General features: G+C 69.0%; 29 protein-coding genes. 16 read left to right on the top strand and 13 right to left on the bottom strand.

Features of this window, described 5'->3' with window-relative positions; all coding sequences use genetic code 11:
• Positions 1-39 precede the first annotated feature (39 nt).
• From DMH01_RS10055 to DMH01_RS10065, 3 genes are read left to right on the top strand one after another with little or no spacing between them, the layout of a single operon-like run.
• A complete protein-coding gene (locus DMH01_RS10055) occupies positions 40-1,068 on the top strand; it encodes a Zn-ribbon domain-containing OB-fold protein (protein ID WP_370323359.1) in 1,029 nt (342 codons plus the stop codon).
• An 8-nt stretch (positions 1,069-1,076) separates the two neighbouring features.
• A complete protein-coding gene (locus DMH01_RS10060) occupies positions 1,077-2,132 on the top strand; it encodes a thiolase domain-containing protein (RefSeq protein WP_125675348.1) in 1,056 nt (351 codons plus the stop codon).
• Positions 2,129-3,289 carry a thiolase domain-containing protein gene (locus DMH01_RS10065; RefSeq protein WP_125675350.1) on the top strand — a complete coding sequence of 387 codons (1,161 nt, stop codon included), beginning with the start codon at positions 2,129-2,131 and terminating at the stop codon, positions 3,287-3,289. The genes DMH01_RS10060 and DMH01_RS10065 overlap by 4 nt, the downstream gene beginning before the upstream one ends.
• A 7-nt stretch (positions 3,290-3,296) precedes the next feature.
• On the opposite strand, the gene DMH01_RS10070 is transcribed toward DMH01_RS10065, so the two are convergent.
• The 4 genes from DMH01_RS10070 to DMH01_RS10085 are packed head-to-tail and all read right to left on the bottom strand — an operon-like array spanning position 3,297 to position 6,635.
• Entirely contained in the window at positions 3,297-3,503 is a 207-nt protein-coding gene (locus DMH01_RS10070) for a hypothetical protein (protein ID WP_125675352.1), read from the bottom strand.
• A 17-nt stretch (positions 3,504-3,520) separates the two neighbouring features.
• A complete protein-coding gene (locus tag DMH01_RS10075) occupies positions 3,521-4,543 on the bottom strand; it encodes a YhjD/YihY/BrkB family envelope integrity protein (protein ID WP_125675354.1) in 1,023 nt (340 codons plus the stop codon).
• 48 nt (positions 4,544-4,591) lie between these two features.
• Complete coding sequence (locus DMH01_RS10080; protein ID WP_125675356.1) at positions 4,592-5,380, bottom strand: transglutaminase family protein; 789 nt, start codon at positions 5,378-5,380, stop codon at positions 4,592-4,594.
• Positions 5,381-5,408: 28 nt separating this feature from the next.
• The gene (locus tag DMH01_RS10085) at positions 5,409-6,635 is read right to left on the bottom strand and encodes a cytochrome P450 (protein WP_125675358.1); all 1,227 of its coding nucleotides are present in this window, start codon (positions 6,633-6,635) and stop codon (positions 5,409-5,411) included.
• A gap of 244 nt (positions 6,636-6,879) precedes the next feature.
• Here DMH01_RS10085 and DMH01_RS10090 point away from each other — a divergent pair, with 244 nt between their 5' ends.
• Positions 6,880-8,043: a steroid 3-ketoacyl-CoA thiolase gene (locus DMH01_RS10090; protein ID WP_125675360.1), complete on the top strand. Its 1,164-nt coding sequence runs from the start codon at positions 6,880-6,882 to the stop codon at positions 8,041-8,043.
• Positions 8,044-8,292: 249 nt separating this feature from the next.
• Here DMH01_RS10090 and DMH01_RS10095 read toward each other — a convergent pair whose 3' ends face one another.
• Positions 8,293-8,778: a pyridoxamine 5'-phosphate oxidase family protein gene (locus DMH01_RS10095; protein WP_125675362.1), complete on the bottom strand. Its 486-nt coding sequence runs from the start codon at positions 8,776-8,778 to the stop codon at positions 8,293-8,295.
• Between the two features lie 41 nt (positions 8,779-8,819).
• On the bottom strand, positions 8,820-9,665 hold the full coding sequence (locus tag DMH01_RS10100) for a hypothetical protein (RefSeq protein ID WP_125675364.1): 846 nt from the start codon (positions 9,663-9,665) through the stop codon (positions 8,820-8,822).
• A 64-nt stretch (positions 9,666-9,729) separates the two neighbouring features.
• Here DMH01_RS10100 and DMH01_RS10105 point away from each other — a divergent pair, with 64 nt between their 5' ends.
• The gene (locus DMH01_RS10105) at positions 9,730-10,596 is read left to right on the top strand and encodes an N-acetyltransferase (protein ID WP_125675365.1); all 867 of its coding nucleotides are present in this window, start codon (positions 9,730-9,732) and stop codon (positions 10,594-10,596) included.
• Positions 10,597-10,686: 90 nt separating this feature from the next.
• Here DMH01_RS10105 and DMH01_RS10110 read toward each other — a convergent pair whose 3' ends face one another.
• The gene (locus DMH01_RS10110) at positions 10,687-11,592 is read right to left on the bottom strand and encodes an SDR family oxidoreductase (protein ID WP_125675367.1); all 906 of its coding nucleotides are present in this window, start codon (positions 11,590-11,592) and stop codon (positions 10,687-10,689) included.
• Positions 11,589-12,386, bottom strand: a complete 798-nt coding sequence (locus DMH01_RS10115) for an SDR family oxidoreductase (RefSeq protein ID WP_125675369.1) — start codon at positions 12,384-12,386, stop codon at positions 11,589-11,591. The genes DMH01_RS10110 and DMH01_RS10115 overlap by 4 nt, the downstream gene beginning before the upstream one ends.
• 91 nt (positions 12,387-12,477) lie before the next feature.
• Between DMH01_RS10115 and DMH01_RS10120 the strand changes: the two genes are divergently transcribed.
• Genes DMH01_RS10120 through DMH01_RS10140 form a run of 5 tightly spaced genes read left to right on the top strand, consistent with a single transcriptional unit; the run spans position 12,478 to position 16,675 of the window.
• A complete protein-coding gene (locus DMH01_RS10120) occupies positions 12,478-13,227 on the top strand; it encodes an enoyl-CoA hydratase family protein (protein ID WP_125675371.1) in 750 nt (249 codons plus the stop codon).
• Entirely contained in the window at positions 13,227-14,087 is an 861-nt protein-coding gene (locus DMH01_RS10125; RefSeq protein ID WP_125675373.1) for a CoA transferase subunit A, read from the top strand. Before DMH01_RS10120 ends, DMH01_RS10125 begins: the two co-directional genes overlap by 1 nt.
• Positions 14,084-14,809, top strand: a complete 726-nt coding sequence (locus DMH01_RS10130; RefSeq protein WP_125675375.1) for a CoA-transferase subunit beta — start codon at positions 14,084-14,086, stop codon at positions 14,807-14,809. Before DMH01_RS10125 ends, DMH01_RS10130 begins: the two co-directional genes overlap by 4 nt.
• Positions 14,806-15,852 carry a nitronate monooxygenase family protein gene (locus tag DMH01_RS10135; protein ID WP_125675377.1) on the top strand — a complete coding sequence of 349 codons (1,047 nt, stop codon included), beginning with the start codon at positions 14,806-14,808 and terminating at the stop codon, positions 15,850-15,852. The genes DMH01_RS10130 and DMH01_RS10135 overlap by 4 nt, the downstream gene beginning before the upstream one ends.
• 31 nt (positions 15,853-15,883) lie before the next feature.
• Positions 15,884-16,675 carry an alpha/beta fold hydrolase gene (locus DMH01_RS10140; protein WP_125675379.1) on the top strand — a complete coding sequence of 264 codons (792 nt, stop codon included), beginning with the start codon at positions 15,884-15,886 and terminating at the stop codon, positions 16,673-16,675.
• A 1-nt stretch (position 16,676) separates the two neighbouring features.
• Here the strand turns inward: DMH01_RS10140 and DMH01_RS10145 are convergent, their stop codons facing one another.
• On the bottom strand, positions 16,677-17,153 hold the full coding sequence (locus DMH01_RS10145) for a DUF2000 domain-containing protein (RefSeq protein WP_125675381.1): 477 nt from the start codon (positions 17,151-17,153) through the stop codon (positions 16,677-16,679).
• Between the two features lie 103 nt (positions 17,154-17,256).
• Here DMH01_RS10145 and DMH01_RS10150 point away from each other — a divergent pair, with 103 nt between their 5' ends.
• Positions 17,257-17,724, top strand: coding sequence for an Lrp/AsnC family transcriptional regulator (locus DMH01_RS10150; RefSeq protein ID WP_199745424.1), 468 nt, complete (start codon positions 17,257-17,259; stop codon positions 17,722-17,724).
• A gap of 179 nt (positions 17,725-17,903) precedes the next feature.
• On the opposite strand, the gene DMH01_RS10155 is transcribed toward DMH01_RS10150, so the two are convergent.
• The 4 genes from DMH01_RS10155 to DMH01_RS10170 all read right to left on the bottom strand — a co-directional run bounded on the left by DMH01_RS10155 (position 17,904) and on the right by DMH01_RS10170 (position 21,283).
• Positions 17,904-18,461, bottom strand: coding sequence for a sugar O-acetyltransferase (locus DMH01_RS10155; protein ID WP_125675385.1), 558 nt, complete (start codon positions 18,459-18,461; stop codon positions 17,904-17,906).
• A 209-nt stretch (positions 18,462-18,670) separates the two neighbouring features.
• Positions 18,671-19,807, bottom strand: a complete 1,137-nt coding sequence (locus DMH01_RS10160; protein WP_125675387.1) for a DUF1996 domain-containing protein — start codon at positions 19,805-19,807, stop codon at positions 18,671-18,673.
• A 202-nt stretch (positions 19,808-20,009) separates the two neighbouring features.
• On the bottom strand, positions 20,010-20,765 hold the full coding sequence (locus DMH01_RS10165) for an anti-sigma factor (RefSeq protein WP_125675389.1): 756 nt from the start codon (positions 20,763-20,765) through the stop codon (positions 20,010-20,012).
• A complete protein-coding gene (locus DMH01_RS10170) occupies positions 20,762-21,283 on the bottom strand; it encodes a sigma-70 family RNA polymerase sigma factor (RefSeq protein ID WP_233621466.1) in 522 nt (173 codons plus the stop codon). Before DMH01_RS10170 ends, DMH01_RS10165 begins: the two co-directional genes overlap by 4 nt.
• Positions 21,284-21,570: 287 nt before the next feature.
• Between DMH01_RS10170 and DMH01_RS10175 the strand changes: the two genes are divergently transcribed.
• Genes DMH01_RS10175 through DMH01_RS10195 form a run of 5 tightly spaced genes read left to right on the top strand, consistent with a single transcriptional unit; the run spans position 21,571 to position 25,047 of the window.
• Entirely contained in the window at positions 21,571-22,131 is a 561-nt protein-coding gene (locus DMH01_RS10175) for a hypothetical protein (RefSeq protein ID WP_125675392.1), read from the top strand.
• Entirely contained in the window at positions 22,115-22,882 is a 768-nt protein-coding gene (locus DMH01_RS10180; RefSeq protein WP_125675394.1) for a DUF4142 domain-containing protein, read from the top strand. Before DMH01_RS10175 ends, DMH01_RS10180 begins: the two co-directional genes overlap by 17 nt.
• The gene (locus DMH01_RS10185; RefSeq protein WP_125675396.1) at positions 22,875-23,480 is read left to right on the top strand and encodes a ferric reductase-like transmembrane domain-containing protein; all 606 of its coding nucleotides are present in this window, start codon (positions 22,875-22,877) and stop codon (positions 23,478-23,480) included. Before DMH01_RS10180 ends, DMH01_RS10185 begins: the two co-directional genes overlap by 8 nt.
• Positions 23,481-23,498: 18 nt before the next feature.
• Positions 23,499-23,735 carry a ferredoxin gene (locus DMH01_RS10190; protein ID WP_007033644.1) on the top strand — a complete coding sequence of 79 codons (237 nt, stop codon included), beginning with the start codon at positions 23,499-23,501 and terminating at the stop codon, positions 23,733-23,735.
• Positions 23,728-25,047 (top strand): NAD(P)/FAD-dependent oxidoreductase, encoded by a 1,320-nt coding sequence (locus DMH01_RS10195; protein WP_125675398.1) that lies wholly within the window; start codon positions 23,728-23,730, stop codon positions 25,045-25,047. The genes DMH01_RS10190 and DMH01_RS10195 overlap by 8 nt, the downstream gene beginning before the upstream one ends.
• Positions 25,048-25,337 lie beyond the last annotated feature (290 nt).

Consider the following 25,337-nt stretch of genomic DNA (forward strand, 5'->3'; position numbering starts at 1 on the left):
AACGCGTTCCACTCAAGAGCAACCGTCAGCAAGGCCCAGATGAGCAGTCTTGCTCGAAAATCGAGAACGTGTTTCACTCAGGATGTGAGCGCACCTGAACTCCCGCTGTCGGCCCCGCTCAACGTGGGCTTCGACTACACGCGTTCGGTCGGCCCGGTGCTCGGCCGGTTCGTCGACGCCCTGCGCGAGCGCCGCGTCGAAGGCGTCCGGGGCAGCGACGGCCGCGTCCACGTGCCACCGCTGGAATACGATCCCGTGACCGCCGAGGCGCTGACCGAATTCGTGCCGGTGGCCTCCGAAGGCGTGGTCGTCTCCTGGTCCTGGATCGCCGAACCCGTCGACGGCCAGCCGTTGTCCCGGCCCTTCGCGTGGGCGCTGATCCGGCTCGACGGCGCCGACACCCCGATCCTGCACGCGGTCGACGCCGGCTCCCCCGCGAGTGTCCACACTGGACAACGAGTGCGAATCCGCTGGGCGGACGAGACGGTCGGCCACATCCGCGACATCGCCTACTTCGTCCCCGCAGACGGCCCCGACACCGAAGCGACCGAGGCTCCTCCCCCGGTCGCGAAACGCGAAGAGGGCGCGCCGGTCAGCGTGGTGATCACGCCGATCCACCTGCGTTACGAGCATTCGGCGTCCCCGGAGGAAAGCCGGTACCTGCGCGGGCTCGCCGAGGGGAAGCTGATCGGCCAGCGCTGCCCGTCGTGCGAGAAGGTCTACATCCCGCCGCGCGGCGCGTGCCCGACCGACGGCGTCCCGACCACCGACGAGGTCGAACTGCCCGACACCGGCATCGTCACGACGTTCTGCATCGTGAACGTGCCGTTCCTCGGCCAGAAGATCAAACCGCCGTACGTGGCCGCGTACATCCTGCTCGACGGCGCGGACATCGCGTTCCTGCACCTGGTCCTCGGCTGCGACGCCGCCGACGTCCGGATGGGCATGCGGGTCCGGGCCGCGTGGAAGCCGCGGGACGAATGGTGGACGTCGCTGGAGAACATCGGCCATTTCGAACCGACCGGCGAACCCGACGCGCCGTACGAATCCTTCGCCCACCATCTGTGAGGACCACCGTGCCAGATGTAGCAGTCGTGGGCTTCGCGCAGGCCCCCAACGTCCGCAGCACCCCGGGCACCACCAACGGCGTGGAAATGCTGGTGCCGATCTTCGCCGAGGTCTTCGAGCGCACCGGCCTGTCCAAAGAGGACATCGGGTTCTGGTGCTCGGGTTCCTCGGACTACCTCGCCGGCCGCGCCTTCTCGTTCATCGCCGCCGTCGACGCCATCGGCGCTTTCCCGCCGATCCACGAGTCGCATGTCGAGATGGACGCCGCCTGGTCGTTGTACGAGGCTTGGCTCAAGATCCGGATGGGCGAGGTCGACACCGCACTCGTCTACGGCTTCGGCAAATCCTCCGCCGGGCAGCTGCGCCGGGTGCTGGCCCTGCAAATGGACCCGTACGTCGTCGCGCCGCTCTGGCCGGACTCGGTGAGCGTCGCCGGGATCCAGGCGCGACTGGGGCTCGAATCCGGGCTCTGGTCGGAAAAAGATCTCGCCGAGGTAGCCGCGCGCAGCCGCGCCGACGCCGCGGGCAATCCGGCCGCGCAGGTCTCGGGAACGGTCGAGCTCGCCGAACTCCTGGACGCCCCGTACTTCGCGGATCCCTTGCGGGCCCACGACATCGCCCCCATCACCGACGGCGCCGCCGTGCTCGTGCTCGCGTCCGTCGAGCGGGCCGCGGACCTCGTCGACAGTCCCGCGGTGATCACCGGGATCGAACACCGCGTCGACTCCCCCGCGCTCGGCGTCCGAGACCTCACCAAGTCGCCTTCGACGGCGGCCGCCGGGCGGGCGCTCGATCTCGACGGCGTCGAGGTCGCGGAGCTGCACGCGCCGTTCACGCATCAGGAATTGATCCTGCGTGAGGCGCTGGGTCTCGGCGACCAGGTGCGGATCAATCCCTCCGGCGGCGTCCTGACCGGCAACCCGATGTTCTCGGCGGGGCTGGCGCGGATCGGCGAGGCGGCGAATCGCATCCTCGACGGCAGCGCGCGCAAGACCCTCGCCCACGCGACCAGCGGCCCCGTCCTCCAGCAGAACCTGGTCGCGACCTTGGAGGTCCTCTCGTGAAGCACCTCGCGGCCGTACTGGGAACCGGACAGACCCACCACAAGGCCAAACGCACCGACGTGTCCATGCCCGGCCTGCTCCGGGAGGCCATCGACCGGGCGATGCTCGACGCCCAGACCGGCTGGGACGACATCGACGCCGTCGTCCTCGGCAAGGCGCCGGATCTGTTCGAGGGCGTGATGATGCCCGAACTGTTCCTCGCCGACGCGCTCGGCGCGACCGGGAAACCGTTGCTGCGCGTGCACACCGCCGGTTCGGTCGGCGGGTCGACCGCGCTCGTGGCCGCGTCGCTGGTACAGGCAGGCGTGCACAAGCGGGTGCTGACCGTGGCCTTCGAGAAGCAGTCCGAGTCGAACGCCATGTGGGGCCTGTCGATCCTGCCGCCGTTCCAGATGCCGGTGGGCGCCGGGGCGGGCGGCTATTTCGCGCCGCACGTGCGCTCGTACATCCGGCGATCCGGCGCACCCGACCACGTCGGCGCGATCGTCGCGGCCAAGGATCGCCGCAACGGTGCCCTCAATCCGTACGCCCACCTGCGGCAGGCCGACATCACGGTGGAGTCGGTACAGGCGTCGCAGATGCTGTGGGACCCGATCCGCTACGACGAGACGTGCCCGTCTTCGGACGGCGCCTGCGCGATGGTGATCGGAGACGAGGCGGCGGGCGACGCCGTTCCCGGTGGCGCGGCGTGGATCCACGCGACCGCGATGCGCACCGAGCCGACCACGTTCGCCGGACGGGACCAGGTGAACCCCCAAGCGGGCCGGGACGCCGCCGCCGCGTTGTGGCGGGACGCGGGGATCACCGACCCACTGTCCGAAGTGGACGCCGCCGAGATCTACGTGCCGTTCTCGTGGTTCGAGCCGATGTGGCTGGAGAATCTGGGGTTCACCGACGAGGGGCAAGGCTGGAAACTCACCGAAGCCGGCGAGACCGCGCTCGGCGGGCGCCTGCCGGTCAACCCGTCGGGCGGCGTGCTGTCGTCGAACCCGATCGGGGCATCCGGGATGCTCCGATTCTCCGAAGCGGCCAAACAGGTGATGGGCCGGGCCGGGGACTACCAGGTCGACGGTGCGCGGATCGCGCTCGGGCACGCGTACGGCGGTGGTTCGCAGTTCTTCTCGATGTGGGTGGTGGGATCGGCCAAGCCGAGCTGAGCGGGCTTCAGCCGACCTTGGCTTCCTCGACCTTCCCGCGCCTGGCATACAGGCGGATTCTGTTCGGCCGGTGATCCAGTGTCACGGCTCCGTGTCCTTCCAGATCCACGACCTGGACCTGGAAGCCGTCGGCCTCGCCTTTCGCCCGCGCCTCGTCCACCCGCGTACCCACGAGTTCGGACAGCGCGAACGACGGTACTCGATCGTCGAACATCCGGAATTCTCCTTCGGTCAGGGGCGCCGGCGCGGCCGGAGGCGTTGCGCGGCCAGGGTCGCGACCACCCCGGTCACCGCGCCCACCAGCACCGGCTTGAGCCCGTGCCGGTCCGGTGCCGCCACCACGGGCCGGACCACCACGGGCGGGGGTGGGCGGACCGGGTCCGGCGGGGCGTCGCGCGCGGTCGCCGTCCAGGCTGTCACGAACACCAGCATCCGGGCCACCAGCGAGATGAAGAAGATGAGGCCGATGATGGAGCCGAACGCGACCCCGGTCGGCGAGTTCCCGATCAAGCGCAGGTAGATCCCCCCGGCCAGCTTCAGGAGTTCGAAACCCAGCGCCAGCGCGACCGCGCCGCGCATCGCGCTGCGGACCCCGACCGGTTTCCGCGGCAGCCGGGTGAGCACCCAGAGGAACACGAGCCAGTTGGCCAGCAGTGCCAACGGAATCGAGATCGCCGACAGCACATTGTGTCCCCAGGCGGTGTCGTCCACCCCGGCCAGCCCCAGCAGATACCGGCCGAGCGCGGACCCGGAGATCGTGATGGCGAAGGAGACCAGCAGCGCGCTCGCGAGGCCGAGCAGCGCGAGCAGATCCGCCGCGATCGTGCGCAGCAACGGGAGATCCGACCGGTTCTGGCCCCATAGCGCGGTGAGCGCGTCGCGGAGCGAGTTCATCCAGTTCCAGCCGGAGTACAACCCGATGATCAGACCGATGATCCCGACGCTGGTGCGCTGCTCGACGAACCCGGTGAGCAACTCCCCCGCCTTGTCACCGAGACCGCCGGGCAGGGTGCCGGTGATCGCGTTCAGCATCGACTCGATCAGCTGCGGCTGGCTCGCCAGGACGAAGCCCGCCACCGAAACCGCGACCATGAGGATGGGCACCAGCGAGAACAGGCTGAAATAGGTGATCGACGCGACGTAGTGGTAACCGCCGTACTCGATGTAGCGGTTCACCGCCCGCGCCACGTGGTCCAGCCAGCGGTAGCGGGCACGCAGCCGCTGCCATTTCGTCGGTGCTTGCTTCTCCCTCACACGCCAATGTCTACCTCAGCGAGGTCACGGCTCGTGGTCAACACGCGATCAAGCGAGCGCGATCAGCTCCGAGCCGTCGTCCTCCGGCAGCGACGGGCCCACGGTCGCCAGCACGGTGTTGCCGAGAAAGTCCAGCTCACAGCCGAGTGTGGAGAGAAACGCGGTGTCGGCGGCGTCCCGGCCGGTGGCGATCCGGCACAGGCTCTGCCTCGGCGCGAGACCGGTGGCGTCGAACACGTACCAGCGGCCGTCGATCGCTGCCTCGAACACGGCGTGGAAGTCCATTGGGGACAGTCCGGGCGCGTAGACCGCCGCGAACCGGGCGGGGATGTCGAGCACGCGGCACAGCGAGATGCAGACGTGCGCGTAGTCGCGGCAAACCCCCTCCCCGGCGAGGTAGGTGTCGACGGCGTCATCGGTCGGCGACCCCGAACCGACCACATAGGACAGGTGCCCGCCCACGTGCCGGACGATCGCCTCCACCTGGGCACGCGCGCCGGGCAAGCCGCCGAAGCGGGACAGCGCGAGCCCGCCCATCCGGTCCGAGGGGCAGTACCGGCTGGGCCTGGTGTAGCGGATCAGATCATCTTGGCCGACGGGCTCGGCGTCGGCCGGGTCGAGCGCGCGTTCGGCCCGGTAGCGCACGACGTGTTCCCCGGACGGCAGGTCGACGACCTGGGCCCGGGTCCCGTGTTCGAACGCCACCTGGCGCGGCGGCGCGGGATAGGCGAACTCCTCCTGGGCGGCCCCGCCCGCGAGCGCGACCACGAACGCGGCGGGGCCGGGTTTCGTGACCCGGAAGGACATTTCGACGTCGACCTGAACGTGGGGACCCATGGCCACCATGGTGCCCCACGGCACCGGCTCAGGCGTAGCGGACCTGGTAGTGCTTGATCCCGTTGAGCCAGCTCGATCGGAGCCGGTCCGGCGGGGCCACTTCCGCGATGTCCGGCATGACATCGGCGATGGCGTTGAAGATCAGGTCGATCTCCAGCCGCGCGAGGTTGGCGCCGATGCAGTAGTGCGAACCCGTGCCGCCGAAGCCGACGTGCGGGTTGTCCTCACGGAGGATGTCGAACTTCTCCGGCTCGTCGAAGTGGTCCGGGTCGAAGTTCGCGGAACTGTAGAACATCCCGACCCGGTCGCCCTTGCGGATGTGCTGCCCGCCGAGTTCGGTGTCCCGGGTCGCGGTGCGCTGGAAGGCGACCACCGGCGTGGCCCAGCGGACGATCTCGTCCGGGGCGGTCTTCGGCCGCTCCTTCTTGTACAGCTCCCATTGATCGGGGTGATCGAGGAACGCCTTCATCCCGTGGGTGATCGCGTTGCGCGTGGTCTCGTTGCCCGCGACGGCGAGCAGGATGACGAAGAAGCCGAACTCGTCGGAGGCCAGCGACTCGCCGTCGACGTCGGCTTGGATCAGCTTCGTGACGATGTCGTCCATCGGGCACTTGCGCCGCTCTTCGGCCATGTTCCAGGCGTAGCCGACGATCTCTGCCGACGCGGCGAGCGGCTCGACCTCGTACTCGGGGTCGTCGTAGGAGACCATCTGGTTCGACCAGTCGAAGACCTTCATCCGGTCTTCCTGCGGGATGCCGATCAGTTCGGCGATGGCCTGCAAGGGAAGTTCGCATGCGACGTCGACGACGAAATCGCCGGAGCCCTTCTTCTTGGCCTCGCTGACGATCCGCTCCGCGCGATCGCGCAGGGTGTCTTCGAGTTTCGCGATCGACCTCGGCGTGAAGCCCTTCGACACGATCCGCCTCAGCTTGGTGTGCTGCGGGGCGTCCATGTTGAGCAGGACCAGACGGTTGGCTTCGAGACTGTCGTCCGTCATGTTCTCGTCGAACCGGATGATCGCGGTCTTCTCCCGGGAGGAGAACAGCTCGCTGTCCCTCGACACCGCCTTGACGTCTTCGAGCCGGCTGACCACCCAGTAGCCGTCATCGCGGAAGCCCGCGGTGTTGTGCGGCTGTGGGTTCCACCAGACCGGTGCCGTGCGGCGGAGTTCGGCGAACTCCTCCAGAGGCAGTCTGGTGGCGTAAAGATCCGGATCGGTGAAATCGAAACCGGCGGGGATCAGGGGAGCGGCCACGGGCTACCTCCTACGCGGTTCGCCAATGAAACACGTTCTAGACCCGATTGAAGCATACGGCGTTTACCAAGTGAAGAGTTTCTAGTGAAACCTGTTAACTAGACCGGCTTGGAGCATCCGACCCCAGGAAGGAGCGGGAACCGCGACCAGTGATCAAAAACGAGCCGACCCTGCGGCTACTTGCCCAAATCAGGAACGTGTTCTACTTTTCCAGGTAGTGAACAGTGTTCCCCAGGAGGCGAACGTGGGTAGTCCGGTGATCGTCGAGGCGGTCCGCACCCCTATCGGCAAGCGCAGGGGTCACCTGGCGGGGTTGCACGCCGCCGAGATCCTCGGCGCGGCGCAGCGCGCCCTCCTCGAACGCGCGGGACTGGATCCCGCGCTGGTCGAGCAGGCGATCGGCGGCGCGGTGACCCAGGCAGGCGAGCAGGCGGGCAACGTCACGCGCACCGCGTGGCTGCATGCCGGGCTCCCCGAGACCACGGGCGCGACCACCATCGACGCCCAGTGCGGCTCGGCGCAGCAGGCGACGCATCTGATCGCCGGGCTCATCGCGGCCGGCGCGATCGACGTCGGCGTCTCGTGCGGGGTCGAGGCGATGAGCCGGGTCCCGCTGGGCGCGAACCGCGGCGAGGGCATCGGCACGCCCCGTCCGGAGTCGTGGTCGATCGACATGCCCAACCAGTACGGCGCGGCCGAGCGGATCGCGGAACGCCGCGGGATCACCCGCCAGGACGTCGACCGGTTCGGCACGGAGTCCCAGGTCAAGGCCGCCGCCGCCTGGGCGGCCGGCCACTTCGACCGCGAGGTCGTCGCGGTGAAGGCCCCCGTGCTCGGCGAGGACGGCGCGCCGACCGGTGAGACCCGGCTGGTGGCCCGCGACCAAGGACTCCGCGAGACGACCGTCGAAGGGCTCGCCAAGCTCAAGCCCGTCCTCGACGGCGGCGTGCACACGGCCGGGACCTCGTCGCAGATCTCCGACGGCGCGGCCGCGCTCCTGCTGATGGACTCGGACCGGGCCAAGGCGTTGGGCCTCAAGCCGCGAGCGCGGATCGTCTCGCAGGCGCTCGTCGGCGCGGAGCCGTACTACCACCTCGACGGCCCCGTGCAGTCGACCGAACGCGTCCTGGCCAAGGCGGGGATGACGATCGGCGACCTCGACCTCTTCGAAGTCAACGAGGCCTTCGCTTCAGTTGTGTTGTCGTGGCAACGGGTGCATCGGCCCGACGAGGACAAGGTCAACGTGAACGGTGGCGCGATTGCGCTCGGGCATCCCGTCGGCAGCACCGGCGCCCGCCTGCTGACCACGGCGTTGCACGAACTGGAACGCCGTGACGTGAGCACCGCGCTGGTGACGATGTGCGCCGGCGGCGCGCTTTCCACCGGCACGATCATCGAACGGATCTAGGGCGCGTTTCCTAAGCCAGGTTCGCGCGAAGGTGGCGTGATCGACACCTCCGCGGGGCGCGTTCCGCTCGAAGCCGACGCCCGGCGCTCATGTCGCGAAAGCCACTTTCGGGACGTCTGGTGTCCCGAAAGTGGCTTTCGGGACACATCCGACAGCGCTGAGACCTCCGGCCACGATCTCCCATCGACGTTGCGAAAGAGGCTTTCGCACCACGCCACCTTTGGCTCACCCCTCATTAGGAAACACGCCCTAGCCCAAGCCGACCTCGACCACCGGACCGTTGTCCGGCCTCGCGAGCCGTTTGCTCCCCTGGCCCTCCTTCCAGAAGTCGAAATAGATGGTGTTGCCCTCAACCCAGGTCAGCACCGCCTCGGTGAGGTCGAGCCGGAAGACATGAGCCTCGCCGTCGTCGCCCTGCAGGCGGGCGACCTCCGCCGGATCGGTGATCTCGACGGCCTTTCCCGACACCTTCGCGTCCGCGCCGCCCTCGTCGATCGCCGAGGCGGCGTGGATCGCGAACCTGCCGTCGCGTTGCAGATCCTTCGCCTTCATCGCGCCGATCATCGAACCGATCAGCAGGTCCCGCTCACGGAAATCGACCTCACTGCCACTGACCCGGGGCGAGCCGTCCCGCCGGACCGTCGCCAGCACATGCGACTTCGCCGCGGTGAACCGCTCTTTGATCTTCTCCGCCAGCGCGGGGGCCTCTTCACTGAACTGCTGCCACGTCGCCATGCGGAACAGCGTCCCACCGGGGTCCGACAGTTTTCGAGCGGTCAGGGCCGCGGCGCCCCCATCGGGTTCGGCAGCGGGATCGCCCCGGTGTCGAAGACGCGGCGGCTCAGCGGGACGGCGATCCGCACGGCCTCGGCGGCCCCGCCCTCGCCGAGTGCTTCGAGCGGACCGGCGGCGAGACGATCGGTTTCGTCCTCGATCCGTTGGCGCAGCGCGATTCCCGGACCGGTCAGGGTCAGGTCGCCGTTGAGGATGCCTCGTTCGGACAGCCGTGCCACGCTCTCGTCCCACTCCTCGTCGGACCAGCCGCGGTTGACCTGGATGACCTCGCGGGTCACCGCTCCGCTGCCGATGTGGGTCAGCGTCGTGTCGAGCCCGCGCAGGCCGGCGGCGACGGCGGAGAGCACGTGACCGTCCCCGCGATGCTCGCGCAACACCGTCGCCGCGAGCCAGACCCGGCCGGCAGGTGTGGCGGGCTTGGTGACCGCGGACCAGGCGGCGGCGAGCGGCCTGGCCGCGTAGTCGGCACCGGCGACGGCGAGTTCCAGCAACTCGGCGAGTTCCGCGAGAGGCGCGTCGGCGGGCAGGATCCGGTTCAGTGCGTCCTCGACGGCGGCCATCCGGCTCTGGAGCACCGCCGCGGGTTCGGCGTACTTCCACGCGTCGGGCAGAGATCGCGCGACCATTCTCGGGGCGAATCCGAAGAGCATCGCGGTCGCGGGTGGTTCCGGCAGTGGCCCGAGCGGCGCGACCCGGCCGGCGAAATAGCCCATCCACCAGCTCGGCAGGCCCACCGCCTTGGCCGCGGCCGCTGTTTCCGGGGCGAAGTAGACGACGGCGTGCAGCGGCTCGACCGCTTCCCAGAAACGGCGCTGAAGTGACTTCACGTCTCCATCTTGCCGCGCCGAAAAACCGGATGCGCCCGATCGCGGTGTGGTGTGTGATCACGCCATGGCGATCACCGTGGAGAAGCCGGGACCCGACGGACTGAACGAGGCCGTGGAGGCGCTGCGAGAGTGGCAATCCGAGGGCGTGGCCTGGCAATTGCATCCCGGTGACCTCGGCTGGTTCTGGCGCTCGGGAGCGGAGGCGACGGCCGCGGCGATCCGGATCTGGCGCCGGGACGGGCGGATCCTCGCCGTCGGGCTCCTGGACGGAGCCGACCTCCTGCGTGTGACGACCGCGCCCGATGCCCGCCGGGACGAGGAGCTGGCGCGGCGGATGGCCGAAGACGTGATCGCGCCGGAGCGCGGTGTGCTGCCGCCAGGCGAGGTGGCCGTCGAGGCGCCGATGGACGCTCTGCTCCAGGATCTGCTGCCCGGGCACGGCTGGCACGCCGGCGAACCGTGGACGCCGCTGAGCCTCGATCTCGCCGAACCGGTGAAGGCCCCGGACCTGCGGATCGAGACGATCGGACCGGACAACTGCCACGTCTGGGCCGACGTGATGCGAGGAGCGTTCGACGGCTCGACGTTCACCCCCGAAAAGTGGCGCGTGATGGCGGCCGGTGCGCCGTACGCCGACTCCCGGTATCTGGTCGGGTACGACGAGCGGGGCGACGCCGTCGCGGCGGTCGCCGCGTGGTCGGCAGGCGCGGGGAAGCCCGGGATACTCGAGCCGATGGGCGTGCACCGGGACCATCGCGGGCACGGCTACGGCAAGGCGATCACCGTCGCCGCGGCGGCCGCGCTCCAGGAGCTCGGCTCGTCGAGCGCGGGCGTGAACACGCCTAGTTCCAACGTCGCCGCCGTCGCGACCTACGAATCGGGTGGGTTCCGGCGGCTTCCCGAGGTCCGGGACCTGGCGCGAGACGCCTGAGCTGAAGGACGCTTTCCCCGCATCTCACGCGGTGAAGGGCGCTTTCACCGCATGCCATGCGGGGAAAGCGTCCTTCAGCCCCCGGAAGCCTTAAGCCCCGTAAACGGGTTCGGGCACGGGAGCCTCCGCCAGCAACTCCGCCACGACGGGCCCGAGTTCGGCGGGTGACCACCGGGAACCCTTGTCCCGCACCGCGCCGTGCCGCCAGCCCTGCGCGATCGAGACGCGTCCGCCGTCGACCTCGAACACCCGGCCGGTGACCCCGGATGACTCCTCGCTGCCGAGCCACACCACCAGCGGCGACACGTTTTCCGGTGCCATCGCGTCGAAACCGTCCTCCGGTGCGGCCATGTCGTCGGCGAAGGCCACCTCGGTCATCCGGGTGCGGGCGGCCGGGGCGATCGCGTTCACGGTGACGCCGTAGCGCGCGAATTCGGTGGCGGCGACCAGCGTGAGCCCCAGGATCCCGGACTTCGCGGCCGCGTAGTTCCCCTGTCCGACACTGCCGAGCAGACCCGCGCCCGAGCTGGTGTTGATCACCCGCGCGGCCCGCGTCCGCCCCGCCTTCGCCTCGGCTCGCCAGTACTCGGCGGCGTGCCGCGTCGGCGCGAAATGGCCCTTCAGATGGACGCGGATGACCGCGTCCCATTCGTCTTCGCCGAGGTTGACCAGCATCCGGTCGCGCAGGAAACCCGCGTTGTTGACCAGGACGTCCAGCCCGCCGAAGCTCTCGACGGCCGTCCGCACCAGCGCGGCGGCGCCGTCCCACGAGGCGATGTCGTCGGTGTTCGCCACCGCCTTGCCGCCGAGCGCCTCGATCTCGTCGGCGACGTCCTGCGCGGGCCCGGCCGATCCTCCGCTTCCGTCGATCCCGGCGCCGAGGTCGTTCACCACCACCCGCGCGCCCTCGGCGGCGAACGCGAGCGCGTGCGCCCGTCCGATGCCACGACCGGCTCCGGTCACCACCACGATCCGGCCGTCGGCGATCCCGCTCACACCGGCTCCTTTCGTTCTTTCACCAGGGAATTGGAGGCGGCGAGGAAGGCAGGCACCTCTCCCCCGCCGTGCACGGTCAGGCAGGCGCCGCTGACGTAGGAAGCCAGCGAGGACGCCAGGAACACCGCGCAGGAACCGATCTCGTCCGGGTCGGCCAACCGTCCTAACGGGACGGTCGCGCCCACCGCCGCGATACCCGCCTCGTCGCCGTAGTGCAGATGCGAGTGCTCCGTCCGCACCATGCCGACGTCGAGCCCGTTGACCCGCACCTTCGGCGCCCACTCGACGGCGAGCGACGCGGTCAGGTTGTCGAGTCCCGCTTTCGCCGCGCCGTAGGACGCCGTCCCCGGCGACGGTCTCGTCGCGCTGACGCTGCTGATGTTCACGATGACGCCGCCGCTTTCCTGGCGCTGCATGATCGCGTTCGCCGCGCGGGCGACGGTCAACGGCGCCAGCAGGTTCAGCGCGACGATCTTTTCGTGGAACCGCGGCGACGCGTTCGCCGCCTCGGCGTACGGCGCGCCGCCCGCGTTGTTGACCACGACGTCGAGCCTGCCGTGCCGCCGGACGACCTCTTCGACGAGCGCGTCGACCTCTTTCGGGTCGCGGACGTCGCAGGAGATGAACGTCGACGCCTTGTCCCCGGCGCAGACCGGCCGCTCGGGCTCGGTGCGGGCACAGGTGACGACTTGGGCGCCCGCACGCAGAAAAGTCCTGGTGACACCGGCGCCGACGCCGCGGACACCGCCGGTCACCAGCACCACGGCGCCGTCGAGCCGGAGTTCGAGTGCCATGCCGGGCCTCCTTCACGTCGCTGTACCCGGGCCGGACGTCCTGCTAACGTACCAAGCAAGTGCTAGGTTTGGTAGCTGAGAAGGGTGCACGATGACCGTTTCCACCCACTCACCGGAGCCCGGCATCGCCGTGGTCACGGTCGACGCGCCCCCGGTGAACGCGCTGAGCGTGAAGGGCTGGTTCGCCCTCGCCTCCGCCGTCACCGACGCCGGGCGCGATCCGGCGACCCACGTGGTGGTGCTGCGCGCGGAGGGCCGCGGGTTCAACGCCGGGGTCGACATCAAGGAGATCCAGCGCGACCCGGGGTACGGCGCGCTGATCGGCGCGAACGAGGGCTGCGCGGCGGCGTTCTCCGCCGTCTACGACTGCGCCGTCCCGGTGATCGCCGCGGTGCAGGGCTTCTGTCTCGGTGGCGGGGTCGGCCTGGTCGGCAACGCGGACGTGGTGATCGCCAGCGAGGACGCGACCTTCGGGCTTCCGGAGGTCGATCGCGGCGCGCTCGGGGCGGCGACCCATCTCTCGCGGCTGGTCCCCCAGCATCTGATGCGCGCCTTGTACTACACGGCTTCGACGATCACCGCGGATCAGCTGCACCACCACGGTTCGGTCTACGCCGTGGTCTCGCGGGAGGAACTCGACGAGACCGCGCTCGGTGTCGCCCGGCAGATCGCGGCGAAGGACACCCGCGTGATCCGCGCCGCGAAACAGGCCATCAACGGCATCGACGTCCAGCCCGTGCACCGCAGCTACCGCTTCGAGCAGGGTTTCACCTTCGAACTCAACCTGGCGGGCGTCTCAGACGGCGCGCGTCAGGAGTTCTTGGACGGTAAGGGGAAGTGATGGCCGACAAGCGGATGACGCCGGACGAGATCGCCGCCGAACTGCGGGACGGCATGACGATCGGGATCGGCGGCTGGGGCTCGCGGCGCAAGCCCATGGCGCTGGTGCGCGCGATCCTGCGGTCGCCGGTGAAGGATCTCACCGTGGTCTCCTACGGTGGTCCGGACGTCGGGCTGCTGGCCTCGGCGGGCAAGATCAAGCATCTCGTCTTCGGCTTCGTCACGCTGGACTCGATCCCCTACGACCCGTGGTTCTCCCGGGCGCGGGAAGCCGGGTCGATCAGCGTCACGGAGTACGACGAAGGGGTGTTCGGGACCGGCCTTTCCGCTGCCGCGCAACGGCTTCCGTTCCTGCCGACGCGCGCGGGCCTCGGCTCCGGCGTCATGGACCTGAACCCGTCGCTGCGCACCGTCCGCTCGCCGTACGACGACGCCGAAGAGCTGCTGGCCGTGCCCGCGCTGAAGCTCGACGCGGCCTTCGTCCACCTCAACCGCGCCGACGCCCGGGGCAACGCGCAGTATCTCGGACCCGATCCGTACTTCGACGAACTGTTCGCCCTCGCCGCCGAAAAGTGTTACGTGTCCACGGAAAAGATCGTGGACACGGCTGAACTCGCCGAAGCGGGCCCGGTGCAGAGCCTGCTGCTGAGCCGGATGCTCGTCACCGGGGTGGCCGAAACACCGAACGGCGCGCATTTCACCACCGCCGTCCCGGACTACGGACGCGACGAACGTTTCCAGCGTCACTACGCCGAAGCGGCCAAAGATCTCGACGCGTGGCCGAAGTTCGTCGACAGGTTCCTGTCCGGGGACGAGGCACAGTACCAAAAGGCCGTCGCCGAATTCGGGGAGTCCGCATGAGTGACATCAGTCGTGCCGAAGTGGCCGTCGTGGCCTGCGCCGAATTGTTCCGCGGTGACGGCGAGATCGTGGTGAGCCCCATGGGTTTCATCCCGTCGCTGGGCGCCCGGCTCGCCAGGCTGACGTTCGAGCCGGACATCCTGCTGTCCGACGGCGAGGCGTACCTGATGACGCCCGACGCCGTCGTCGAAGGCTGGCAACCGTTCCGCAAGGTCCTCGACACCGTGGTCCCGCGCGGAAAACGGCATGTGGTGATGGGCGCCAACCAGATCGACGGCGAGGGCAACCAGAACATCTCGGCGATCGGCGACCATTCGCGCCCCAGGAAACAACTTCTCGGTCTACGCGGCGGGCCGGGCAACACGGCCAACCACCGCACGAGCTACTGGGTTCCTCGGCACGGCAAGCGGGTTTTCGTCGATCAGGTCGACGTCGTGTCCGGTGTCGGTTACGCCAGGGCACGCGAGGCGGGGCTGCGGCACCACGACGTCCACCGCGTCGTCACCAACCTCGGCGTCCTGGACTTCGGCGGCGAAGACCACGCGCCGAGGCTGCTTTCCGTGCATCCGGGGGTTTCCGTCGATGAGGTCGTCGAGGCGACGTCGTTTCCGCTGATCACCGAGGGGGTCACCGAGTCCCGGCTGCCGACGGAGTCCGAACTGCTCCTGATCCGCACCAGCCTGGATCCGAAGTCCTTGCGGGACAAGGAAGTCCCGTCGTGAAGACCGCGCTGACCGAACTCGCCGGGATCCGGCACCCGATCGTGCAGACCGGGATGGGCTGGGTCGCCGGACCGCGGCTGGTTTCCGCGACGGCGGAAGCGGGCGGCCTCGGCATCCTCGCCTCCGCCACGATGACCTATGACGAACTCGCGGCCGCCATCAAGGAGGTCAAGAGCCGCACGTCTCAGCCGTTCGGCGTCAACCTCCGCGCGGACGCCGAAGACGCCGCGCGCCGGGTCGAGCTGCTCATCACCGAGGAAGTCCGCGTCGCGTCCTTCGCGCTCGCGCCGAAGAAGGACATGATCGCGCGGCTCAAGGACAACGGCGTCCTCGTCGTCCCTTCGGTCGGTGCGGCCCGGCACGCGGAGAAGGTCGCGGGCTGGGGTGCCGACGCGGTCATCGTGCAGGGCGGCGAGGGCGGTGGGCACACCGGTGGGGTCGCGACGACGCTGTTGCTGCCCTCGGTGCTCGACGCGGTCGACATCCCGGTGGTCGCGGCCGGCGGCTTCTTCGACGGCCGGGGGCTGGCCGCCGCGCTCGCCTACGGGGCGGCAGGCGTCGCCATGGGCACCCGGTTCCTCCTGACGAGGGAAAGCACCGTCCCGGACGAGATCAAGCAGGCGTACCTCGCCCGGGACCTCAACGGCACCGTCGTCACCCGGAAGGTGGACGGGATGCCGCATCGCGTGCTCCGCACGGAACTGGTGGACGCGCTCGAATCCGCCGGTCCGGTGAGCGGCCTCGCCCGCGCCGCCCGCAACGCCGCGAAGTTCCGGAAACTGACCGGTCTGTCGTGGCGCTCGCTGGCCACCGAGGGGCTGCGGATGAAACGCGGCGGCGACCGGACGTGGTCGCAGGTCCTGATGGCCGCCAACACGCCGATGCTGTTGCGCGCCGGGCTGGTCGAGGGCGATCGGAGCGCCGGGGTGCTGGCGTCCGGGCAGGTCGTCGGCCTGCTCGGCGACCTGCCCGCGGTCGGCGACCTGATCGAGACGATCGTCGCCGACGCCACCGGCATCCTGCGGCGGCTGGCCTCGGAGTGAGGGTCCGGGCACGCTGTGCTTGACTTCGGCCATGATCTCGGAGAGTCGTTGTCCGGTCGAGGACGGTGAGCTGTACGTCCGCAGCACCGGCGAAGGGCCGCTTCTGCTCCTGATCGCGGGCGGGCTGGGCTCGGCGGACACCTTCCGGGCGATGACGAAGCTGCTCGCGGACGACTACACCGTCGTCACCTACGACCGGCGCGGGCACTTCCGCAGCACGGACACCAGCACCGGTCCGGTCAGCGTGCCGAAGCAGGCCGACGACGCCCACGCGGTGCTCCAGCACGTCGGGGGCGCCCCCGCGAGCGTGTTCGGCACCAGCGCGGGCGCCATGATCGGCCTCGACCTCGTCGCCCGTTACCCGGACGCGGCGACGGTGCTGGTCGCGCACGAACCGCCGGCCATCCAGCTGCTGCCCGACGCGCTCGGCTGGCTCGACGAGGCCAACGCCCAGGTCCGGCTCGCGCAGGCGGGTGACCTGATGGGGGCGTTCAAACGGTTCACCGACGGTATCGCCGGCGCCGCGCTGCCCGAACTGCGCGCGATCCGGCTGCCGAACGAGGAGGACTGGAAGCGGTTGTTCGGCCGCGAGCTGGCCGAGATCCTCGACTACCTTCCCGATCTGCGGGCCCTGCGACGGAGCAGGACCGAGATCGTCCCCGTCGCGGGTGTCGGCAGCCGAGGGCACTACCACTACCAGCCCGCGAAGATCCTCGCGCTCGAACTGGGGCTACCGTTCACGGAGGTGCCGGGCGCGCATCTGGCGCCGCAGCGGAACCCCGCCCAGTTCACCGAAGCGCTGCGGGATCTGCTCGAAGGCTGAGTCACGGCATCAGCGGCAGTTTCCCGACCAGCTTGTCGATCCGGTTGCGCGGGCCGACGATGCCGATGGCGCAGAAGTCCATCTCTTCAGTCGGGATCTCCTTCATCGTCGCGAGGAAATCGGTGTAGACCCGGATCTGCTGGGCGACGGCGGGCATGTCGGCGACGTGACAGCCCGGCGAGGCCGCGGCCTTGGTCCGGATCGCCCGGAGCTGCGCGGCGTCGGCCGCCAGTACCGAGCAGCCGATCCACGGCAGGCCCGAATAGTGCTCGCCGTTCGCGTCGACCGCTTCGTCCCCCAGGAGCCCGGTCACCGACTTCGCCGTGGCGACGGCGGTGCAGACGGCCGCGTTCGCCGCCCGGCCGGGCGGCAGCTCGCTGTTGACCACGATGACCCATTTCAACCGGGCCTGGCGGGTGGACGCGGCGAGGTCGATCTCCTCGGGGGCGAATCCGATGGCCGTACCGTACTCGGACATTCAGCTGATCTCCTGCTCACTTCAACGGATGAACAAGGCCAAGCTAGGAGGACATACGAGTACAGTCCACCGTGTTCGTACTTAATACGGCGAGAGGGCTCGGATGGCGCGATTGGACGAACTTGATAAGGCGATCCTGGCGCAATTGCAGTCGGACGCACGGAAGACCAACCGCGAAGTGGCCGCCGCGGTGGGCGTTTCGCCGACCACCGCGCTGGACCGCACCCGCGGGCTGCGGGAGCGGGGCGTGATCCGCGGCGCCCTGCTGGACGTGGACCTGCCGTCGATCGGCCGCGGGGTGCAGGCGCTCATCGCGGTGCGGGTGCGCCCGCCCTCACGGCGCAACATCGAAGGCTTCCGGAACTGGGTCAACGCGCTGCCCGACCTCGTCGGGCTCTACGTGACCACCGGGACCGAGGACTTCATCCTGCATGTCGCCGTGCCCGACAACGACAGCCTCTACGCCTTCGTGATCGACAAGCTGACCGAACGCCCCGAGGTCGCCGACGTGCGCACCTCCATGGTGTTCGAGCACAGCCGCCGCACGCGGATCACACCGGTGGACAGGTAGGCACTCAAAGCCTGTTGGCGGAGCTGCGACGTGCGCCGCGAAGGGGACCCAACGCGTGAACCCGCCCCGGCCGAAGGCCCCGCTATCGCGGTGGCAGGGCGCCTTTCCGCCGACGTGACAGGTTCGACCAGGTCACGCCCTGCCGACGCGATCGCGGACGCGGGTTCACCACGAGACACTCAGAGCCCGCGGATGACGCGGGCCGGGTTGCCCGCCGCGAACACCTTCGACGGCAGGTCACGCGTGACGACGCTGCCCGCACCCACCACCACGTCGTCCCCGATGGTCACTCCGGCGCACACGATGACGCCACCGCCGAACCAGACGTTGTCCCCGATGGTGATCGGCGCGGCCGACTCCCAGCGCTGCCGCCGCAGTTCGTGGTCCTCCATCGGATGCAGCGCGGTCAGCAGCTGGCAGCGCGGGCCGATCGAGCAGTCCGAGCCGATCTTGATCGGCGCGCAGTCGAGCAGGATGGCGTCGTAGTTGAGGAAACTGTTGGCGCCGATCTCGATCAGATAGCCGTAGTCGCACTGGAACCGCGGCATGATCCAGGAGCCCTCGCTGAGCTTTCCCAGCAGTTCGCGCAGAATCGTGTCCCGCTCACCGGTCTCCTCGGCGCCCGTGCCGTTGAACCGGTCGACGAGTGCCTGCGCGCGCCTGCGGTCCGCGACCAGTTCGGGGTCGTTGTCCCGGTACAGCTCGCCGCGCAGCATGCGGTCCTTGTGCTCACCCATGCCGCCAACCTACCGAAAAGCGTCCTGCCGGCGAGCCTCCCGAGGGAAGCCGCCGACAGGACGGGGTGAATGCTTGCGGAGCGTTCTTCAGTTGTGTCGATCGGTTTCCGGGTAGGGCCGGCCCGGCGGATGGGTGAGGTGTAGGGGGGACCCGCCGGGCCGGAGTATCTTCCTTTCTCTTCGCAGGTTCCTGCTTCCGCTTCAGGGCGTCATTCGCGGCACTTGCGGCCTTCGTTGACGCACTCGACGAGGCGATCCATGATCCGGTCGGACATCACGTTCGCGAAGTCGTCGTGGTCGGAGAAGGGATTGTGATCCTCCTCCGGGAAAGAGTCCACTTTGTACTGTCCGGCGACCTGGATCTGCCGCGGGATCTCGTAGGTCAGCGAGATGGTGAGCTCCGGGACCGCGGTCAGGCCGTTCCCGCATTCGCCGTTCTCGTCGGGGTACTTGATGTGGTCTCGATGGTTCTCGCTGTCGATGTTGTCGCCGTCGAGACAGCTCGGGAACGTGTGCACCCGCTTGACGTCACTGCCTTCGGGGCAGATCGGGTACTGCTTGATGAGCCTGTTCTCGAAGCCGGTGCAGGTCCAACTCTCCCGCGCGTTGGCGGGACCGTTCGTGGAGACCTTCGCGTCACCGTAAAGGATCCGGAGGAACTTCGGCATCTCCTTCACCTTCTCCCGGGCGTTGCCCTTGAAGGTGATGTCGACGACCGCGGGACGCTGGATCTCCCCGTCGTTGCCGGCGAGTTCGTTGTCCGCGTTCGGTTCGTCCAACTGAGCCTCGTCCTGCTGGTTCTGGTTCTGCTGGTTCTGGTCCTGCTGGTTCTGGTCGTTCCGTTGCCGGTTCCGGTCGCCCTGCCGCCGCTCTTGGCCCTGTTGCTCTTCGGCTTCCTCCGCGGTGTCGATCCGCACCACCGGCCAGAAGTACGTCGACTCGTCGCCGTTGCGGCAGGTGGTGCCGGCGCCCAGCAGGCTGTCGTTGTCCGAATCCGCGTTCGTGGAAAGGTTTCCGACGTAATCGTGCAGATGCTGGGCGCCGTTGCGGACACCCGGCTGCGCGATGAAGTTGTCGGGATTGAAATGCCCGTTCTCGTTCCGGCCGCAGTCGACGGTGAACGAACCGGTGGAGGCGTTCCGGCCCGGCTCCGGCTTGTCGACGTTCGGCCGGACCTGGGTGATGTCCACGAACTGCGACTTGTCCACCTCGTCCGCGGCGGCGCGTTCGGGGTCGCCGGTCGTGGTGGACACCACCAGACCACCGACCGCGATCGACAAGCCCAGCAACGCGGTCGCGATCTTGGTCCTGCGGGCGATCCGATGGCGCCCTTGATTTCGTGCCATTAGCTGCTCACCTCATTCTTTTCCGGGCACGCCGATCACTCGCACCCGGGCATGAGCCACGCATTTGTCGAATACGCCGATTACCGCATTCGTGGCGAACCCTTCTGTTCGCCCGCCGATTCAGATCCGGCTACTGGGGAATACGGCTTCAGCCGGAGGGCGGTTCAAAACGCGACCCGGCCGTTATCTTTCCGTTATAAGACTACCGGCGCACGATGGCCAGCACGGTGCCGTCCCGCTTGTGCACTTCGAAGCGTTCGATGTCGGCCTTCTGCAACGCCGTCGAACCGGTGATGACGAGCGGAGCCGGGGAACCGGGCACGCCGTACCCCTTGGCCGGCACGCTCCAGTTGTTGACGACGTAGGCCTCTCCGCCGTGGGAGTAGGCGAAAAGCTGGCAGGTCATCGGGCCGACGAGGCCGCGCAGTTCGAGTTCGACGGCGCTGCCCCACTCCTTCTCCTGCACCGTGACCTCGGCGGCGACCGCGTTGCCCGCCTCGGACCAGCCGAACGGGGCGGCGCCGCCGTCCGGGCCCGTCTCGCGTTCCCGCGACGACGACGGAGGCGGCACCACCGAGGTGACGACCGTGGGCGCGGCCTGCGTCATGACCGGCTCACGGTCAGTGAGCGAAAGAACGGTGAGCGGTCCGCCGACGACGAGCACGAGCACGGCGGCGGCCGTCGCGAGCCGGACGACCTTGCGGCGACGGCCCGCCTTGGCCGCGTCCGCGAGCAGCATCCGCAGCACTCGCGGGCCCGGCCCCTTCACGGGCGGGTCCGGCCAGCTCTTCTTGACCATGTCGAGAATGTCGGGCAGGTGGTACATCTCCACCAGCTCGACCTGACACTCGGGGCATTCCAGCAGATGTGCTTCGAACCGGGCGTGATCCTCCTCGCCGAGGACGCCGAGCACGTAGGCGGCGATGTCCGTGTGGACAGCTCCGGACACCTCGCTCACCCCCGCTCCTGCAACGCCCTGCGCAACGCGCGCACGGCGTGGTGGATCCGCGATTTCACCGTACCCGGCGGGACCCCTAGCGTCGCCGCGACCTCGTTCACGGTGCGGTCACGAAGATAGGTCTGCTGAACGGCCTCACGTTGTTCCGGGGAAAGATTGCGCAGGGCCTCGTAAACGATCATGGCCGCGAGCGTCTTCTCCGATTCGTCCGGCACTCCGATCGAATCCGACTCCAGTTCCTCCACCTCTTGAGGGCGGGCGCTCCGGCTCCGCCAGCCGTCGATGACGATGCGCCTGGCCACGGTGAACAGCCAGGCGCGCAGCATTTCCGGCTGCCGGTCGAGTTTGCCGGCGTTGCGCCATGCCTTGATGAGCGTCTCCTGGACCACGTCCTCGGCCCACTGGCGATCGTGGCCGGTCAGCTTCAGCACGAACGCCATCAGACTCGAGCCGAACTCCTGGTACAACGCCCTGACGAGGTCGTCATGCCCGTTCGACGCGGGTTCATGATCGACCATTGGCTGCAGTATCCGAGAGTGGCGTCCCACGCGGCACATCTTTGTGGGCCCGGGGGCGATAAGTCCAGTACCAAAACCGGCCGGGCCCGGTTCGCCGAGCACGGGAAAGTTTTTTGAACCGTTTCCCGCTCGTGACCGTATCCACTACCGAAGACCCCGACCCGGCGCTGTCCCCCGCATCGCCGAATCCACTGTGGATCATGACTGTCCATAGTGGACCTGAACCTGCCTGCACACCATCTCCCCGCGGCGATGGCGTTCTCCTCTGCCCCGACAGGAGGATTTCCGTGAACCCCGTGTCACGCTCGGTCATACCTCTGACGCTCACCTTGGCCGCGGTCGCGCTGACCTCGGCCTGCACCACCGGTACCGCGGGACCGAACGGCGCTCCCGGCGCGGCCTCCACCGCCGGTACCGGGCAGATCCCGGGAATGCCCGACCCCGGGGCCGAACCGGCTCCCGGTGTCACGGCGGCGATCCTGTTCGACCTCGGGCCGATCGTCACCGACACCAATGGCTTCACGCTTTACCGCTACGACAAGGACTCGGTCAGCCCGCCCAAATCGAATTGCGCCGAAACCTGTGCGCGGACCTGGATTCCCGCCAAGGCCGGCGGCGATCTCGTGGTCACCGGGATCGATCGTGCCCTGGTCGGCAGCGTGACCAGGGAAGACGGCACCGAGCAGGTCACGCTCGCGGGCTGGCCGCTCTACCGCAACGCCGACGACGCGATGCCCGGCAACACCGGCGGGCAAGGCGTTGACGACGCGTGGTTCCCCGCCAAACCGGACGGCACGAAAGTGCTGCTCACCGCGGACACCTGGCAGGCCGATGACCTCGGCATCTGACCTCCCCAGACCCGTCCGCCCGCTGCTCGTCCTGCTGATCGCGGCCGTGGTGAGCCTGTTCGGCCCGGCGGGCGACGCGCACGCCCAAGAACTCTCCGCGGCGGACAAGAACCTGATCGTCAACGTCAAACTGGCCGGACTGTGGGAAATGCCCGCCGGGATGTGGGCGCAGGAACGCGGGAAGAGCCGGCGGACCCGCGAAGTCGGCCGGACGCTGATGATCGACCACGGCAGGCTCGACACCGCGACGCACGCCATCGCCGACCGGTTCGGCATCGCCCTGCCGTCCGAGCCCTCGGATCAGCAGTCCGCGTGGCTCGGCGAGATGAAGGCCGCCCGGGACGACAGCGAGTTCGACCGGATCTTCGCCAACCGGCTCCGGTACGCGCACGGGATCCTGTTCCCCGTCATCGCCCAGGTCAGGGCCGCTACCCGCAACGACGTCGTCCGCGACTACGCCACCACGGCCAACCAGGCGGTGCTGCGGCATATGACCCTGCTGGAGAGCACCGGCGTCGTCGACCAGTCGCTGATGCCGGAAGCCCCGGTGCCGCAGTCGAATTCGGCCAACGCCGCGATGGACGTCGGCTTCGGCGACCTCGCGCTCGGCCTGCTGCTCGCGGTGGTGCTCGGCGGGGGGCTGTTCGTGGCCGTCCGGGCCCTGCGCAGCAAGAACACGCGGGCCCGCAACCGCGCGGCCGCCGCCGAACCGGATCCGGTTCCCAGTGCCCCAGGAGAGATCAATGTATGACCAGTGGTCCGAGGTGGTGATCGTGCTGACCCAGAAATCGGACACCGACCCCGGTATCAAGGGCATGGCGCAGACCTCAGCCCGGATCTCGTACGGCTTCATGTGCCTCACCCTGTGCTGGGGCGTGTTCACCGCGACCGGCTGGATCAAGTCGCTGACCGGGCGGAAGGCCTTGCGCAACTCGCATATGGTGCTCGGCATCCTGACGCTGTCGTTCGGCGTCGTGCACGCGATGTCGTTCCTGTTCCTGCCCGACGGTTTCACCCTGGCGCAGGTCACGATCCCGCTCCTGCCGGGCACCCTGGCGCGGCACGAACTCGGCGTCATCGGGCTCGAAGTGATGATCGCGGTCGCGCTGACCGGCGGGATCAGCCGGTTCAGCTCCTACCGGCGCTTTCTGTGGATCCACCGGCTCGCCTATCCGGCGGTCGCGATCACCGCGTTGCACGCGTTCTTCGGCGCCATGGCCAACGGGCATCTGGGCCTGCTGTGGTTCGGCGGGATCACGCTGCTGGTCCCCGCGGTGCTGCTGACCGCGCTGCGGTTCACGCCGACCCGGTACCTGGAACGGCTGGGCCTGGTCGAAGAACTGGTCTGACGACTTGGAGAACGAACAATGATCTTCGGAAGCATCCGGCGCGGCACCCGCGTCAGCGTCGACAACGAGCGGTGCGAGATCTTCGGCTTCTGCGAGATGGAGGCGCCGTCCACGTTCAAGATCGGGCCGGACGGCAAGCTCCGCATCCGCCGGATGGTCGACCGGGACGGGCTGGACCAGGCCATTTCCGCCGCCCGGCTCTGCCCGAAACAAGCCATCAGAGTCAAGGGAGAAGGAGCGTACGACGATGAGTGACGGAGATCGGATCGTCATCGTCGGCGCGGGCGTCGCCGGCCTCCGCTCGGCGGAACGGTTGCGGGAACTCGGGTTCGACGGCGAGATCGTGCTGGTCGGCGACGAGCCGCGGAAGCCGTACCACCGGCCGATGGTGTCGAAGGAACTCATCACCGGCGGGGTGAAACCGGTGGCCGCGAGCCTGGAGCCCTACGTCGATCTGGACGTCCACTGGCGCCTCGGCACCCGTGCGACCTGGCTCGACAGCAAGGAGCGCACCGTCCACCTGCCGGGTGGCGAATCCCTGTGGTACGACGGGTTGATCATCGCGACCGGCGTCTACCCCCGCCATCTTCCCGGATCGCCGCGCCACGACCCGCGGGTCCGCGTGCTGCGCACGGTGGAGGATTCACTGGCCGTCCGGCGGGCTTTGGGGAACAGCAACAAATCCGTCGTGGTGATCGGCAGCGGCCTGATCGGGAACGAGTTCGCCGCTTCGATGCGGTACATGGGCCGGGACGTCACGCTCATCGGCCACGCGAAGGCGCCTTTGCACCGCTTCGGGGAGCGGATCGCGTCGGCGCTCACCAAGGAACATCAGCACCATCGCGCCAAGCTCGCGATGAACACCGAGGTGCGGAACTGGATCAGCACCAAGGAGACGGTCGGGCTGCACCTGACCAACAACCAGTTCCTGGTGGCCAGTTGCGTGGTGCTCTCGATCGGCAGCGTGCCGGCCGTGGACTGGCTGCGCGGCTCGGAACTGACCATCGACGACGGCGTGCTGTGCGAATCGACCCTCTTCGCCGCCGGGGCGGAAGACGTCGTGGTCGCCGGCGACGTCGCGAAATGGCCGAACCTGCGGATCGACGAGACCCCGCGACGGGTCGAGCACTGGATGAACGGCGTCGAATCCGGGCGCGCGGCGGCGGAAAGCCTGATGCTGGGCCGGGACAACGCACGGCCGTACACGCCGCTCCCCCGCGCCTGGTCGTCCCTGTACGACGCGCGGTTGCAGACCGTCGGAATGCCTTCGCTGGGCAAGGACACGATCGAACTCTCCGACGGGGTCACCGGTTTCGTCCGCGACGGCAGGCTGATCGGCGCGGCGGGCTGGGACCGGCCGAAGGCGATGATCCACTGGACGGCCGAACTCGACCGGCGGCTGCCGGTGCCCGAGCCGGTGTTCCCCGCTCCCGCGGCTCCTTCGCTGACGACGCCGATCGGGGAGGACATCCTGGCCCCGTTCGAGCGAGACTTCCTGTCCGAAACCCCGACCGAGGCCGTTCCCGCGCCGGAAAGGATGCCCTGGGCTCGCGTTCCCGCCGGGTGACCCGGGATCGCGAACGGACCGGGGCCGCGCGCGGCGGCCGCGGTCCCCTCAGGTGGCGGTGGGTTGCCGGGCCTCCGCACCCACCGCCACCCCCTGGGGACGCCGGGAGGTACCGGGACCGACGGTGATTCGGGCTCCGCCGGGTACCGCCCTCCGGGCTCCCCGCTTCCGGTCGGGGCCCTTCCAGGCCTGACTCACCTGGGAGGGCCCCGATCCATGCGGTGGACACGGGCTCCCTCCCGCATCGCCTACGGGAAGACCCCTCGCGTCGAGCCACCCACGGCGGAACG

It is taken from the genome of Amycolatopsis sp. WAC 04182, from assembly GCF_003947465.1.
Taxonomy (GTDB): domain Bacteria; phylum Actinomycetota; class Actinomycetes; order Mycobacteriales; family Pseudonocardiaceae; genus Amycolatopsis.